Genomic DNA, 13,465 nt, shown 5'->3' on the forward strand with positions numbered 1-13,465 from the left:
AAGGGCAAGGACACCGGTAAGGGCGGCTCCGGGGGTTCCGGTCCGGGTGCTTCCGCCGGTGGTGGCTCGTCCAAGGGCAACGACACCGGCAAGAAGGAGACCGGCAAGGGCGGAGCGGGCCCGGGCAAGAACACGTCCGGTCCGGTGCGCCGCACGTCGCAGGGTGGCGGGCCTGCCGCCCAGGGCAAGACTCGCGGCAAGAGCACCGCGGGCACCGGTGGGTCGAGCGGTGGCGGCCCGGGCGGCAAGAACGGCGGGAACACCCAGGGTCGGGGCAAGGGGGGCGGGAAGAACGGGCCCGGTAAGTCCGGGCCCGGTCCGAACGGCAACGGGACGAACGGGAGCACCGGGAAGAACGCCGCCGGTACCGGCGGGTCGAGCGGTGGCGGCCCGGGCGGCAAGAACGGCGGGAACACCCAGGGTCGGGGCAAGGGTGGCGGGAAGAGCGGGCCCGGTAAGTCCGGGCCCGGTCCGAACGGCAACGGGGCGCCGGGCAAGCCGGGCAGTGGGAAGGGCGGCCGGGTGAAGGCGCCGACCGGTGCGTCCGGCTCCGGTGGGGCCTCGGGCACCCTGCGCAAGCGCAGGAAGTCCAAGGGCGGGAGCGGAGCTGGCCGGCCGGGCAGCAACGGGCAGTCCGGCAGCACGGCGCCGGTCAAGGGCGGCGGCCGGGTGAAGGCGCCCGGTGGTACGTCCAGCGCGCCCGGGACCCTGCGCAAGGGCAAGAAGGCCAAGGGCCGGCCCGGACCGGGCAAGCCCGGTGCGGGCCCGTCCGGCGCCGCCGCGCCGGGCAAGGGCGGAGCACAGCACGGCTTCCGGCAGGCCGTCGGGGCCGCCTTCGCGCAGCGGTGGGCGAAGCGGATGCGCAGCCACACGCCGGTGATCGCGAAGCTCTCGAAGAAGCAGCGCCGCCGGGCCCAGAAGAACAAGGCGGCGCGCAGGGTCGCGGCGGCGGCCTCCGCGATGCACGCCACCGGTCCCGGCGCCCCCGGCGGTTGGGGCGCGGCCTTCAGCCGGGCCAGGGCCAAGGCCCGCCGGCCAGCCGGTGGGGCGACTGCCCCGACCGGGAGCGGATTCACCGCCGGCCCCGGCGGTACGACCGTCGGGCGCGGTGCGCCGTCGGCGGCGGGCGCCGGGCCGGCTTCCCGGAAGAAGGGCGCGCGCGGCGGCTGGGGAGCCGCGTTCGCCCGGGCCAGGTCCCGGGCGAAGAAGGCGACGGCCCCGCCGCCCGGTACCAGCGGCTTCTCCGCCGGCGGGTTCTTCACCGGCGGCTTCACCAGGGACCACCTTTTCACCCACGGCGTCTACACCGGCGCTTCCGCCGCCGGCCCCGCCGGAAGCACGGCGGGGCGTAGCACGCCGTTCGCGGCGGCCGGGATGGCGAGCGCCGGCGGCGAGGTGTTCACCATCGTCCGGGAGGACCAGGTCGGTGACGCCGGGGCCTCCCGCAACCGGCCGCCGGAGCACGATGCCGAGAAGGGCCTGCCCTCGACAGGGCCGGCCGCGCTCGGCCCGGCGCCGGTCACGCACACCAAGCGGCCGGGCACCCGCCGCCCGATCCCGATGCCGCCCGTTCCGGAGCCGGCCCCCGCCCAGGCAGCCCCGGTCGCCACGGCGTCGGCGGTGCCGGCCGGGCCCCCGGCCCAGCAGGCCGCCGCAGCCGCGGCGGCCATGGTCCCCGCGCAGAGCGGGCCGAACACGAGGAGCAGCACCACCGTGTCCCTGCCCACGACCACCGCATCCAGCCAGGTGGACGGCATGTCCTCCGAGCACGCCACCGAGATCACCCTCGACGACGTCCTGGACAAGCTCGAAAGGCTCGCCCAGGAGGGCTTCGCCGCGCACGACACCTGCGTGACCCTGGCCGCCGAGGCCCGCCGGGTCCGCTACGAGCTGGAGGACCTGGCGGCCGACCTGCGCGCCAGGAACAACGTCATCGGCAACCTGACCTCGGCGGCGATGAACCGGCTCGCGGAGTCGATGGACGTGGTCGCGGCGAAGGCCGACGAGATGAAGGTCAGCTCGTTGGAGGCGGCCGAGCAGGCCGAGAGCGCCGACCAGGCGATGAACGACCACTACAAACCGATCCAGCAGGCGACCGCCGACGCCGGGCTGCGCACCCCGTCCGCCCGCGTCCACAACGAGAACTGAGACGGAGAAGGAGTAGCTGATGAGCGACATCGAGCCGTACGACGACGGCGGAGAGGTCGGGCACGGCGGCGGGGCACTCGGGTTCCTCGCCCTGGCGGCCCGCACGGTGAAGCTGACCGCGAGCGCCCTCAAGCTCAAGGAGGGCATGTGGTCGCTGCAGCGGCACATGGAGAACAACGCCGGCCAGGCGCGGGAGCTGTCGGAGATGTGCGGCCAGGCCGAGGTCGCGCCGCGGTTCACCGCGCAGATCCTCGAGGTCTCCGCCGCGCTGAGCCGGGTGGCCACCGCGTCCGGGGAGATGGCGTCCGCCGCCGACGCCACCGAGAGCGCCGCCCGCGGCTTCGAGGCCGCGCACGACCGCGAGTACCGGGGCATCTACGAGGCCGCCCAGGCCTCCGACGTGCCGATGGCCAAGCCCGGCTTCTACGAGGTCCGCTGACCCACCCGCACCACCGCACCGACCCCGACGGGGCCGCACCCACCACCGGGTGCGGCCCCGCCCCACACCCCGCAAGAGAGGAAGGCGACGGTGACCGTCACCGAGCAGACCCAGGCGCCGGCCACCGACGCCACCACCACGACCGTGCCCCCGGGGACGATCCGCCGCCGCATGAACGGCGAGCGCCTGGCCTACGCCGTCGCCGCCGCTGGCACCGCGATCGGACCCCAGTGCGACCAGGGCCCGCTCTCCTGGCTCGGCGCGCTCGGCACCGCCGCCGGCACCGGCCTGTGGCTGTACTGCAAGGCCACCCCCAAGGACGGCAGCGCGCCGGGCCTGGGTCTGCTGCGCTCCGCGTTCCGCGCGCTGCCGGCGCTGTCCGGCTCCGCCGTCTACGCGGCCGCGCTCGCCGCCCCCGGAACCGCCTGGTGGGAGATCGCCGGCCCGGCGCTGTGGGGCGCGGCGATGGCGGCCGCCGCGCCGTTCACCCGCTCCGCCGCCCTGACGGAGGAGGCGCTGCCCGGCCTGGTCGCCGCCCTCCCCCAGCAGGCCGCCGTTCTCGGGCAGCCGGAGGACTACCCGTCGTTCCTCGCCCGGCTGTGGGACCAGGTCGCGCTCGCGCCCGGCACCCGGCTCGACGCGGTCGAGCAGTTCCAGGACGGACTGCCCGACTTCCGGGCGGTCATCGTCGCGCAGCCCGGCAAAGCCGTCCCGCAGCTGAGCCTGCGCAACCTGGCGGCCGCGTTCGACGTGCCCGAGGAGAGCGTCTCCTTCACCTCGCTGCCCGGCTCCGGCCCGGGCCGCATGGTGCTGCAGGTCACCCCGACCGTCGGCGAGACCACCCGGCAGTTCCAGAGCCTGGAGGCGCTGTGGGAGAGCGCGGTCAGCTGCCCCGGCGGCGCGGCCCCCGGGATGAAGTTCGTGCGGGCCCGGATCGAGGAGAACCGGATCGTCATCCTCGCCGCCGCCCCCCGCGGCAAGCGCATCCGCCTCCCCCACAGCGAGATCTGCTCCGCCCTGGACGTCGACGACCCGACCCGCCTGGTCATCGAGACCGACGGGCTGCGCCAGGCCGTGGTCTCCGTGTACCGGATCAACCCGCTGATGAGCGTCCGCAAGGCCACCGTCGCCGACCTGACGATGGACGACCACGGCCGGGTCGCCGTCGGGGTGTGCCACGACGGGCGCCCGGCCGTGATGCGGCTGTGGGATCCGGGTCAGGGCGCGCTGCGTGGCATCGTCGCCGGCGTCACCGGCGCCGGGAAGAGTGTGCTGCTGAACCTGATCCTGGCCGCCGAGAAGCGCTCGGGCGTCGTCTCCTGGGTCGCCGACATCCAGGGCGGCATGAGCCTCCCGGAGGCCGACGGGCGGGTGAACTGGTTCGCCAAGGGCGAGGACGAGGCCCTGGAGATGCTCTGGTCCGCGCACCGGGTGATGAAGTTCCGCGAGGGCGTCTCCAACATGCTGGGCCGCGGGGACTTCGCCCTCGGCGAGCCCTGGCCGCTGATCAACATCACCCTGGACGAGATCAACCGGCTTCTGTCCCACCCGGACGAGAAGAAGAAGAAGGTCGCCGCCTACCTGATCGCCGACATCCAGAAGACCGGCCGCAAGGTCGGCATCGGCATCCGGCTCGCCGTCCAGTCCCTGCACCTGAAGGACCTGGGCGACGAGGAGGCGATCCGCCAGCAGGGCAAGGTCGGCGTGCTGTTCCTCATGCGCACCACCTCCAGCAGCACCCGCGACATGGGCCTCGACGGCGTCGCCCCGCCCGGATTCCAGCTGGAGAACATCCCCGCCCGCATCTACGACAACGGCCAGATCGAGGCCCTGTTCGAGGGCACCGACGACGACGAGGGCCAGTCGACCGCGGGCATGGCGTACATGTTCCTGGACGGCCGGGCCAAGTTCATGCGCACCTTCTACGCGGAGAAGAAGAACGGCATCTACCCGGACCTGATCGAGCTGTACGGCGACGAGCCGCCGACCGCCATCACCGACAGCGAGGCCGAGGCGGCCGGCAAGGCGTACGCGCTGCGCGACAACCCGCCCGCCGGCCCGGTGCCGGACGGCGTCCCCACCCCCGACAGCAGCCCGGGCACCGCCCCGGCCCCGGCGCCGGCGGAGGTGCCGGAGCTCACCTTCGAGGTGCCCGCCGCCGGCGGCGACGAGGGCCCGGACCTGGGCGCCCTGTTCGACAGCGGGCCCACCCTGCGCGAGCGGATCCTCGACCTGCTGGCCGACGGCCCCCGCAGCCTCAAGCAGCTGCGCGACGTGCTGTGCCCGGAGTACGTCCCCGGGTCCGTCAACACCGAGGTCGGCGAACTCAAGCGCGAGGGCTGGGTCGAGCCGGTCGGCCGCGGCGTCTACCAGCTCGTCACCGAGCCCGCCGACGCCTGACCACCCACCACCCGCCAACAGGGCCCGGCCGACCGGCCGGGCCCGCTCCACGCAACCCCGAAGGAGCCCTTCCGTGGTCGTCTCCGTCTCCGGCGTCGTACTCGCCGGCGTCGTCCTGGTCCTGCTGGTCCGCAACCGCCGCGCCACCGTCGGCGCCGCGATCGTGGCCGCCGTCTTCGGCTTCCTCCTCGCCTCCACCGGCCTCGCCGACCCGATCCGCTCCGCCCTCGACGGCGGAGCCAAGGTCACCAGCTCCGTCAAGCCCTGACCGCGAGCCGGTCCCTCCACGACCACAGCACGCCGTTGTCGCCCGTCTACACAGCACCTGCCTCAGAAAGGACCCCCTCATGCACAAGCTCCTCCTGGTCGGCCCCACCGGCTCCGGCAAGACCCACCGCCTCCAGCACCTGGCCGCCGCCTACGCCGCTGACCCGACCGCCGTCATCTGGGCCATCGACCCCCACACCCAGCTGGTGGGCGCCGACCGCCGAACCGGCCACGACGGCGCCGCCCAGATGCTCGCCGACGCCCTCGCCCTGGTCGACGCGCGCGCCGCCCGGAGCGACGAGCACACCCCGACCGAAGCCGAGCCGCGCGTGCTGCTCCTGATCGACGAGGCCGACGAACTGATGGCCCAGCAGAAGCCGACCGTCGAGCAGTTGCTCCGCCTGGTCGCCACCGGCCGCCGCTTCGCCGTCGGGACCGCCCTCGCGGTGCGCGACACCACGCTGCAGACCTGGCAGTGGGCGGACCTGCGCGACCACTACCTGAGCCCCGACACCGCCGAGCACCTGCCCCGCCGCCACAGCGGCGAGGAGGACTGACCGGCACCCCTGAACACCTGTCTCCCGGCCTCTCCGGGGGCTGCCGGACCCACCCGCCACCGGGCCGGTCCGGCAGCCCCAGAAGGCGCCGCGGCGCCCCGCCCACCCGCTTCCCCGAAGGAGACCACCGTGCCCGGCACCGACACCCCGAACAACTCGCAGGTCATCCTCCTGGAGCGCGGCTACGCGCCGACGACCCTGGACGGGCAGCTCGTCGCCGTGCCGCTGAACGCGGACCACGGGGACGCCACGTGCGTGCCCGCGATCGTCGACGGCCAGGCCACCGCAGTGCCCGTCTTCGACGTCAGCGCCCACCTGGACGCCATGGCCGCCCGCCTGGCCGACCACCGCCGCGCCGTCGACACCCTGGCCCCCGCCCCCGCGGCCGTACCGGCCGTCGAGCCGGGCCTGTCGCTGGCGGTGCGCCAGTACGTCCTGTACGGCTCCATCGCCTCCCTGGCCGCCGGCGGCGCGGTGTGGATGCTCGGTGCGGCCGTCGCCGAGGTCGCCCCGCACGCCGACGCCCTCGGGGACCTCCTCAAGTGGGCGGCCGTGCTCGTCGCCGCCGTGGTGCTCGGCGTCGCCGGCCTGCTCGGCAAGCTCCGCTCGGCCGCCTCCGCCTCCGCCTCCGGGGCGGGCGCCGGCGCCCGCGGCGACGGCGCGTCCGCGACCGGCACCGTCCTCGCCCTGGTCCACCGCACCCACCAGACCACCATCGGCCGCCAGTCCGCCGGGTGGCGCGGCTCCATCACCAACAACATCAGCTGAGGGTAGACATGACCGACCCGACCGGCGCGAGCGGCCCGCGCCGCTTCCGTGTCCACACCGACGGCTGCGAGCCCCAGGACTGCACGCTCCATCCCGACGGCCGGATGACCATGGAGCTCGGCGGCCGGACCCTGGTCAGCTGGCTGTCCCTGGAGGACATGCTGGAGATGAACTGGGCACACTCCCGCATCGAGTGGGACCCGTCCCCTGCCGCCCCCGGCGCATCGGCCGCTGAGCTGCCCGCCGCGGAGGTTCTCCCGATGTTCTGACCGGCCGTCCGGTCTCGTCCCCGGCCCGCGCACCGCCCGCCCCGCCGAACCTCGGCCGGGCGGGCGCGGTGCGTCCGGGGGCGTCGCCGGCCGACCGGCCGACACCGCGATCCGCCTGGAGGACGTCGTGAACACCACCGTCACCGTCACCGCCGACCCGGCCAGCCCCGAGGAGATGGGTGCCGCCGCGCTCCCCGCCATCACCGAGGCCCTCAAGGCCGCCGCCGCGAAGCGCCCCCTGGTCGACCGCCAGGCGCCCTGGCGGATCGAGGGCACCCCCTACAGCGCCGCCCGCCTCACCGCCGGCGACCTCGCCGTCCGCATCACGCGCCTGCCCGACCACCTGCTGGTCGTCTGCGGCGTCCCGCAGTGGAACCGCCGCGCGGCCTGGCCGGTGCGCTCCGCCGTCTGGGACGGCGCCCTGGTCCTGCACACCATCGCACCTGACCGGGACCCGAACGCGCTGGCCCTCGACCTGCACCTGCCCGCCCTGGCCGCCGCCCACGGCGAGGCGCCGTGCCCGCAGCCCGCCGTCGCCCGGCGTGCGGGCCTGGCCGGAGTGCTGACGGTCGGCGACCTCGCCGCCGTCCTGGCCGGCCTGCCCGACCACGCCCCCGTGACGGCCGTCGTCCCCGGCTGGGCCGGCACCGCCGAACTCGTCCTGGAGCACGCCAACGACTACGGCGACTGCCTCCTCCTGGACACCGGCTACTCCACCTGCGAGCTCTCCGGCCCCGACGACACCGACGACGAGAGCTGACCGTCTCCGACGCCCAGGCCCTCGCCGACTGGCACATCGCCGGCGAGAAGGGCCCCGCCCCCGCCGACTTCCTGGGCCTGCCCGACCTCGCCCCCGCCCGCGCGCAGCGCGTGCAGCTCGCCTTCTTCTGAACCACCCCCGCCCCAGCCGACCGCCGAGGAGCCACCGCCGTGCCCCAGCACACCCCCGACCAGCCCCAGCGCGACGACCACGACGACGAGGACCTGGTCTTCCCCGCACTCGGCGCCCTGCCCCCGGCCGGCCCGCCCGAGCAGGACGAGCGGCCGGACATGATCTGGCACCGCCCCCAGCCGCGCAGCCGGCTGCGGGACGTCGTGCCCGGCCGGCTCGCCCACCACACCGGCACCGCGCTCGTCCTGGCCGCCCTCGGCGCCCTGGCCGTCGTCGTCGTCCTGCTGCTCGCCGTCGGCCCGTACGTCCTCGCCGCCGCGCGGTGGCTGCTGGACCCGGCGAACGTCGCCCACCCGGCCGCCGAGGTCTGGCACACCGTCGACGACCCGATCCACCGCAGCCTCACTGAACGCGGGCAGGGCCTGCCCGCCGGACCCGGCACCCTCTACGGCGCCTGGGCCGCCACCGGCCTGCTGATCCTGTGGCGGGCGCTGCGCACCGCCGGGTCCGCCGGGGCGCAGCTCGGCGCGCTCGCGTTCGGCGCGGTGACGTGCGCGACGGTCTGGGACGGTACCGCCGGTCCCGGCCGCCCGGTCGCCGCGGGCCTGGTCGTGGTGCTGTGGGGCGCGCTGGTCGCGTTCGCGCTGACCGGTTCGTGGATCACCACCCACACGACCGTCATCAACGAAGCGGCCAAGGCGCCGAGCGTGACGGTCGAGGCCCCGGCCGTCGCGGTGGCCGGGCCCGAGCCGCGCATCGAGACGGTCCTGGTCGTCGACCGGGACGGGCGGCGCACCAGCCGCCCCGACGACGACCAGCACTGACCGACCCCCGCCCGGGGCGGCGGCCGGCCCGGCCGCCGCCCGCGCCGTATCACCCGCCCGTACCCGCCGAGCACCATGACCGAAGGAGCACCCTCTTGTCCTGGGCGATATCCCGCGACGCACAGATCGCCGCCGCCTACGCGAAGCTGCACGCCCTGTCCGCCACCATCGCCGGCCTGGAGGAGGGCAGTTCGTCTCGGACCGGCCTCCAGGCCAAGGCCGACGCCCTGTGGGCGGAGATCCAGCGGCTGGAGAACTCCCGCAGCCTCTCCCCGCAGATGCTGCTGATCATCATCGGCATCACCGCGCTCATCCTCTGGAACCTGCTCACCTCCGGGCGCTGACGCTGCCCACCACCGCGCCCGCCACCCCGGCCAGCCAGGCCCGGACGGCAGGACGCGGTGGTGCGCGGCGCCGGCCGCCCGGCCGACACCCGCCCACCCCTTGGAGAGCGAGTCCATGACCGACACCACCAGCACCGACGGGGCCACCGAGTCCGGACACGAGAGGGCCGAGACGATCCGCTACACCGCCGATGTCGTCGCGGTTCGCCCCGACGGTCGCGTCCTGCTGATCAAGCGCGGCTGGCCGCCGCACCAGGGCCTGCTCGCCCTGCCCGGCGGCCACATCGACATCGGCGAAACCTCCCGGACAGCCGCCGTCCGCGAACTCCACGAGGAGACCGGCGTCCTGGTCAACGCCACCGACCTGACGCTCATCGGCGTGTACGACGAGCCCGACCGCGACCCACGCGGCCGGTACGTCAGCGTCGCCTACCTCGTCGGCGTGCCCGCCGAAGCCGAGGCACGCGCCGGGGACGACGCCGCATCCGTCCAGTGGATCCGGCTCGACTGCCTGCCCAGTGCGCAGCATCTCGCCTTCGACCACGACCGGATCCTGGCCGCCGTCTGTACCACCACCGGGCGCTGACGCTGCCCACCACCGCGCCCGCCACCCCCGTGCCAGCCAGGCCGGGGCGGCGGGCGCCGTGGTACGCGACGCCGGCCGCCCGGCCGCACCGAACACCGGAGGACACCGTGACCACCGACACCACCCCGGCCGTCTACGAGCCGTTCGTCCGACCCGAGCGCACCTTCCGCAAGGACAGCGTCCTGCCCGACGCCACCGACTGGGAGCTGGCCCGTATCGCGCTCGACCGGCGCAGCTCCGCCGGCTACGCCGCCGACCCGCTCGCGGACGAGGCCCGGCGGATCGGCGAGGAGTTCACCGCCGCGGAAGCCGCGCGGGTCGACGCCTTCCTCGCGGCGGGCGTGCAGGACGTCCACCGCCTGGGCGCCATCGCCGCCGCCCCGGACCTCACCGGCGGGGACCGCACCTGGCTGATCGACCAGCTCCGGCTCGCCGGCCTGCTGGTCCTGCTCTACGCCCAGAAGGCCCCCATGATCTGCCAGCTCACCACCGCGCACGTGATCCAGAGCGAGCGAGGCGTCGCCCTGAAGCTCCAACAGCTTCCCCTTGAGCTACCCGAACCCCTCGACAGCCTTGTTCTCCAACTCGTCGACCAGTGCCGGGACCATCCGGCCGTCGGCAACGAGCACGACGCTCCCTGGCTCTTCCCGAGCCAGCGGCCGGCACGACCGTTGACCGCGCGCCGCCTCGGCGCCCGGCTTCGAACGATCGGCCTTCCACCTGGGGTCGGTCGGAAGGCAGCTCTGCTTGATCTCTCCGCTCAGATGCCTCCCGCCGTCCTCCATCGGCTCCTGGGGATCAGCATCGCCAGCGGTCAGTTCTGGTCGGCAGGAGCCAACAGGAACGAGTACGCAGCTGAGCTGGCTCGGCGACTATGAGCATTCCCAGAAGAAGCGTCCTTCGCGGTGATCAGGGCTGACGAAAGCGAATCCGTAGCCGTAGCCGAAGTTGAGGAAGTACGGATCGTCCTCAGCTTCGCCAGCGTCGCTGATCTTGAAGAGGAATTGCCAGGGGGACTCGACCCGCGCGTCGCAGTTGGGGTAGCAGGCGGAACCGCCGAAGTAGTCGTGCAGATCTTCGCCGCCAGGAAGCTCGACGTCAGGACCCTCGCCACGCATGCTCCGCTCCCATGCGGCCTGCTCATCAATCGAACGGTCGACCTCTGGCGATACCAGTTGCAGGTCGACGTGCCACTCGACAGGGATCTCCGACTCGTCAGGCCCCCAGCGCCAGAGCGTCCGACCGTGCGTTCCCGGCGGCCCGATGACGGCGAAGGAGGGGATACGGCCGCCCGGCTGAATCAGCAGCACGCCGTCTCCGGCCTCCGGGTTCATCCCACCCATGATCTGGTCCTCCTCGTCGAGGAAGAGGTAGGCCAGACGGAGCTCGTCGCCGGGGATGGGGAACTGACCGATGAACACCAAGGGGACCTTGGTGCGCGGGTCCACGGGCCAGGTTGGTTCGGAGAGCCAGACAGGCTCTCCGCCGAGCTTCGCCACTGGATCAGTGATCGGTCGCTCGGGCGCCCGAAGGACTATCTGCTGGCGCGGTAGGAAGGCGGCGTCGTACGGCCCATCCGCCTGCCCTGTGGGACGCGTGATCATGCCGTGGACCTTACGACATGGTGCTGACGAACCTTCGCCGACCACTGCATCCGAGCGCCTGGTGCTGACCTATTCAGCACCACCGAATATCGGAGACCACCAGTACTGCTGCAGCACACCGGCCTTCGCCGAGCTGCAGACCATGTCGGGCGACATCCGGGTGTGCGCGGCGAACCCCGGCGCCGTGACCGCGGGCTCCATGTCCGGCGACGTCACCGTCACCGCCTCCCCCGACGCCCCGGCCAGCGGACCGGACGTCCGCGCCACGTCCAAGACCGGTCGGGTCTCCATCCCGCGCTGACGCCGTACCAAGCGCCCACCTCACGGCCACCCCGCGGCCAGCACCACCGGCGCCGACACCACCGCGACCGACACCCAGATCCGATCCGCCACACCCGAAGAAGAGGACCATGAAGCTGACCATCGTCGTCCAGAACCTGCAACGCGGAGGCCTGCACGCCGGCGACGGCTCCCCCGACGACCGCTGGCCGCTGCTCGCCGAGCGAATCGCCAAAGCCGACCCCGACCTGGTACTGCTCCAGGAAGCCGAAGGCTGGGCGGACGCCGGACACCGCCAGCTCGTCCGCGCCGAGCACGACCTCGGCCTGGACGCGCTCCTCGCCCCCGCCCGCTCCGGCCGCGGCACGGCACTCCTCTACCGGCGCGAAACCCTGGGCCAGCGCACCAGCTGGACCACCGACTACGCCGCCGACGAAACCCATCACGGCTTCGGCACCGCCGGCTTCACCATCCCCGGCCTGCCCGCCCCACTCGCCGTCACCAGCGTGCACCTCACCCCGTACAGCGCGGACCGAGCCGTCGCCGAAGCCGACTTCGCCGCGAGCCGCACCTACCGCCTCGGCGCCTACTGCATCCTCGGCGGCGACATCAACTACGCACCCGCCGCCGGCCCCGACCCCGCCTGGCACCGCATGCGCCCCTACAACCGCGGCTCCCGCACCCTGCTCACCGACCCGGCCCTCGACCAGCAACCCGCCCCCGACCGACGCGTCGCCTGGAAACTCGCCGCCAACGGCCTGACCGACGTCGCCTGGCACCTCCACCAGCAGACCGGCGACACCGACCTGCTACGCCGCACCGGCAACGACGACCGGATCGACCAGCTCTGGGTCTCCACCCCGCTGGCGCCGGTCATCGACTCCTACACCCTGCTCGACGACCCGCGCGGCGCCAGCGACCACCACGGCCTGGCCGTCGTCCTCGACACCGACCGCATCGACACCACCCGACCGTGGACCTACCGGTGACGGTCCGCCGCCCACACCCGGCCCGGCACACCGACCTCGGCCCCCGCCCCTCCAGGCGCTGACGCTGCCCGCCACGGCGCCCCACCCTCCGAGCCAGCCAGGCCCGACGGAGCGGCGCCGCGGCGAGCCGCGCGGCCGCCCGGCCGGCACCCCGACCAACCATGGAGGCACCCGCCATGACCACCACCCGCACCGCCCGCTTCGCCGCCGCCTACGCCCTGCTCCGCGCCGGGGCGGACATCGGCGACCACCTCGTCCAGTCCGACCACTGCGCCCGCACCAAGGGCGCCACCGACGCCGCCCCCGCCAAAGTCCTCGACGAGGACGGACAAGTCATCGCGACGCACGGCACCGCCGCCGGCCGCCGGGCCTGCGCGGTCCACTGCCTGACCTACACCGGCACCCAGGCCGCTGCCCTTCTGCTCGGCGCCCGCGCGCTCGGCCTGCGCCTGCGCCCCGGCCCGGTCGCCGCCGCCCTCGCCATCTCGGGGCTGACGCACTACGCGATCGACCGAAGGGTGCCGAACGGCGTTCTCCAGCGGTTCGCCGACGCCACCGGCAAGGGCCGCTTCTACCGGCTCGCCGACCACGGCATCAACGGCGCGTACTGCATGGACGGCGCCGTCCACCACGGCTTCGAGACCATCGCCGCCGCCGTCCTCGCCTGCTGACTCACCAGCGCACACCACCCGGGAGACCACCAGCATGACGACCACCCAGACCCGAGCCCTGGACACCGTCCGGACCGCCGGCGACCTCGTCGCCGTGATCGGCGCCAGCGCCTCCGGCAAGACCACGCTGCTCGCCGCCGCCGGAATCCCCTCCCACCGGATCGTCTCCCTCGACCGACTGCGCGCCACCGTCTCCGAACCGGGCGACCAGAGCGCCACCCCCGACGCCGTACTCCTCCAGCACCACATCCTCACCATGCGACTGCGCCGAGGCCTGACGACCTACGTCGACAACACCTCCACCGAAGCAGCTCACCGGGCGCAGCTGGTGGAGCTGGCGCACCAGCACGGCTGCCGGGCCGTCGCGATCCACCTCGACCTCCCCCTCCCGTTCTCGGGGGGTCTCGGCCCTGTGGCGTGACGTTGGG

17 protein-coding genes are annotated in these 13,465 nt (G+C 74.1%); 16 read left to right on the plus strand and 1 reads right to left on the minus strand.

Going from position 1 to position 13,465, the window contains the following annotated elements:
- The 12 genes from ABT238_RS26700 to ABT238_RS26755 all read left to right on the plus strand — a co-directional run.
- Window positions 1-2,148 (plus strand): hypothetical protein (locus ABT238_RS26700; protein ID WP_350794188.1); only part of this gene is annotated, 2,148 nt, incomplete at its 5' end.
- A gap of 19 nt (window positions 2,149-2,167) precedes the next feature.
- Window positions 2,168-2,587, plus strand: coding sequence for a conjugal transfer protein TraB (locus tag ABT238_RS26705; RefSeq protein WP_350794194.1), 420 nt, complete (start codon window positions 2,168-2,170; stop codon window positions 2,585-2,587).
- A 90-nt stretch (window positions 2,588-2,677) separates the two neighbouring features.
- Window positions 2,678-4,987, plus strand: coding sequence for a hypothetical protein (locus ABT238_RS26710; protein WP_350794201.1), 2,310 nt, complete (start codon window positions 2,678-2,680; stop codon window positions 4,985-4,987).
- Window positions 4,988-5,060: 73 nt separating this feature from the next.
- Window positions 5,061-5,255 carry a hypothetical protein gene (locus ABT238_RS26715; RefSeq protein ID WP_350794209.1) on the plus strand — a complete coding sequence of 65 codons (195 nt, stop codon included), beginning with the start codon at window positions 5,061-5,063 and terminating at the stop codon, window positions 5,253-5,255.
- Between the two features lie 79 nt (window positions 5,256-5,334).
- The gene (locus ABT238_RS26720) at window positions 5,335-5,811 is read left to right on the plus strand and encodes an AAA family ATPase (protein WP_350794216.1); all 477 of its coding nucleotides are present in this window, start codon (window positions 5,335-5,337) and stop codon (window positions 5,809-5,811) included.
- 129 nt (window positions 5,812-5,940) lie between these two features.
- Window positions 5,941-6,579, plus strand: a complete 639-nt coding sequence (locus tag ABT238_RS26725) for a hypothetical protein (RefSeq protein ID WP_350794222.1) — start codon at window positions 5,941-5,943, stop codon at window positions 6,577-6,579.
- Between the two features lie 8 nt (window positions 6,580-6,587).
- Window positions 6,588-6,848 carry a hypothetical protein gene (locus ABT238_RS26730; protein WP_350794227.1) on the plus strand — a complete coding sequence of 87 codons (261 nt, stop codon included), beginning with the start codon at window positions 6,588-6,590 and terminating at the stop codon, window positions 6,846-6,848.
- Window positions 6,849-6,975: 127 nt separating this feature from the next.
- Window positions 6,976-7,608, plus strand: a complete 633-nt coding sequence (locus ABT238_RS26735; protein ID WP_350794234.1) for a hypothetical protein — start codon at window positions 6,976-6,978, stop codon at window positions 7,606-7,608.
- 170 nt (window positions 7,609-7,778) lie between these two features.
- Window positions 7,779-8,564 (plus strand): hypothetical protein, encoded by a 786-nt coding sequence (locus ABT238_RS26740; protein WP_350794240.1) that lies wholly within the window; start codon window positions 7,779-7,781, stop codon window positions 8,562-8,564.
- A 95-nt stretch (window positions 8,565-8,659) separates the two neighbouring features.
- Window positions 8,660-8,908 (plus strand): hypothetical protein, encoded by a 249-nt coding sequence (locus tag ABT238_RS26745; RefSeq protein WP_350794245.1) that lies wholly within the window; start codon window positions 8,660-8,662, stop codon window positions 8,906-8,908.
- Between the two features lie 115 nt (window positions 8,909-9,023).
- A complete protein-coding gene (locus ABT238_RS26750; protein WP_350794254.1) occupies window positions 9,024-9,494 on the plus strand; it encodes an NUDIX domain-containing protein in 471 nt (156 codons plus the stop codon).
- 107 nt (window positions 9,495-9,601) lie between these two features.
- Window positions 9,602-10,372, plus strand: coding sequence for a hypothetical protein (locus tag ABT238_RS26755; protein WP_350794258.1), 771 nt, complete (start codon window positions 9,602-9,604; stop codon window positions 10,370-10,372).
- Here ABT238_RS26755 and ABT238_RS26760 read toward each other — a convergent pair.
- Window positions 10,367-11,098: a hypothetical protein gene (locus ABT238_RS26760; protein ID WP_350569963.1), complete on the minus strand. Its 732-nt coding sequence runs from the start codon at window positions 11,096-11,098 to the stop codon at window positions 10,367-10,369. The genes ABT238_RS26755 and ABT238_RS26760 overlap by 6 nt on opposite strands.
- A gap of 61 nt (window positions 11,099-11,159) precedes the next feature.
- Here ABT238_RS26760 and ABT238_RS26765 point away from each other — a divergent pair, with 61 nt between their 5' ends.
- The 4 genes from ABT238_RS26765 to ABT238_RS26780 all read left to right on the plus strand — a co-directional run bounded on the left by ABT238_RS26765 (window position 11,160) and on the right by ABT238_RS26780 (window position 13,458).
- The gene (locus ABT238_RS26765; RefSeq protein ID WP_350794266.1) at window positions 11,160-11,399 is read left to right on the plus strand and encodes a DUF4097 family beta strand repeat-containing protein; all 240 of its coding nucleotides are present in this window, start codon (window positions 11,160-11,162) and stop codon (window positions 11,397-11,399) included.
- A gap of 109 nt (window positions 11,400-11,508) precedes the next feature.
- Window positions 11,509-12,366, plus strand: a complete 858-nt coding sequence (locus ABT238_RS26770) for an endonuclease/exonuclease/phosphatase family protein (RefSeq protein WP_350794278.1) — start codon at window positions 11,509-11,511, stop codon at window positions 12,364-12,366.
- Window positions 12,367-12,542: 176 nt separating this feature from the next.
- Complete coding sequence (locus tag ABT238_RS26775; RefSeq protein ID WP_350794285.1) at window positions 12,543-13,037, plus strand: hypothetical protein; 495 nt, start codon at window positions 12,543-12,545, stop codon at window positions 13,035-13,037.
- A gap of 34 nt (window positions 13,038-13,071) precedes the next feature.
- Window positions 13,072-13,458 carry an AAA family ATPase gene (locus ABT238_RS26780; protein ID WP_350794293.1) on the plus strand — a complete coding sequence of 129 codons (387 nt, stop codon included), beginning with the start codon at window positions 13,072-13,074 and terminating at the stop codon, window positions 13,456-13,458.
- The last annotated feature ends 7 nt before the right edge of the window (window positions 13,459-13,465 follow it).

Source organism: Kitasatospora sp. NPDC001527, from assembly GCF_040298605.1.
Lineage (GTDB): Bacteria > Actinomycetota > Actinomycetes > Streptomycetales > Streptomycetaceae > Kitasatospora.

What these genes read in the sequence shown, in the direction of transcription:
- ABT238_RS26770 (WP_350794278.1), top strand. Translation starts at nt 11,509, where the DNA reads ATGAAGCTGACCATCGTCGTCCAGAACCTGCAACGCGGAGGCCTGCAC.
- ABT238_RS26780 (WP_350794293.1), top strand. Translation starts at nt 13,072, where the DNA reads ATGACGACCACCCAGACCCGAGCCCTGGACACCGTCCGGACCGCCGGC.
- ABT238_RS26750 (WP_350794254.1), top strand. Translation starts at nt 9,024, where the DNA reads ATGACCGACACCACCAGCACCGACGGGGCCACCGAGTCCGGACACGAG.
- ABT238_RS26760 (WP_350569963.1), bottom strand. Translation starts at nt 11,098, where the DNA reads ATGATCACGCGTCCCACAGGGCAGGCGGATGGGCCGTACGACGCCGCC.
- ABT238_RS26705 (WP_350794194.1), top strand. Translation starts at nt 2,168, where the DNA reads ATGAGCGACATCGAGCCGTACGACGACGGCGGAGAGGTCGGGCACGGC.
- ABT238_RS26720 (WP_350794216.1), top strand. Translation starts at nt 5,335, where the DNA reads ATGCACAAGCTCCTCCTGGTCGGCCCCACCGGCTCCGGCAAGACCCAC.
- ABT238_RS26775 (WP_350794285.1), top strand. Translation starts at nt 12,543, where the DNA reads ATGACCACCACCCGCACCGCCCGCTTCGCCGCCGCCTACGCCCTGCTC.
- ABT238_RS26730 (WP_350794227.1), top strand. Translation starts at nt 6,588, where the DNA reads ATGACCGACCCGACCGGCGCGAGCGGCCCGCGCCGCTTCCGTGTCCAC.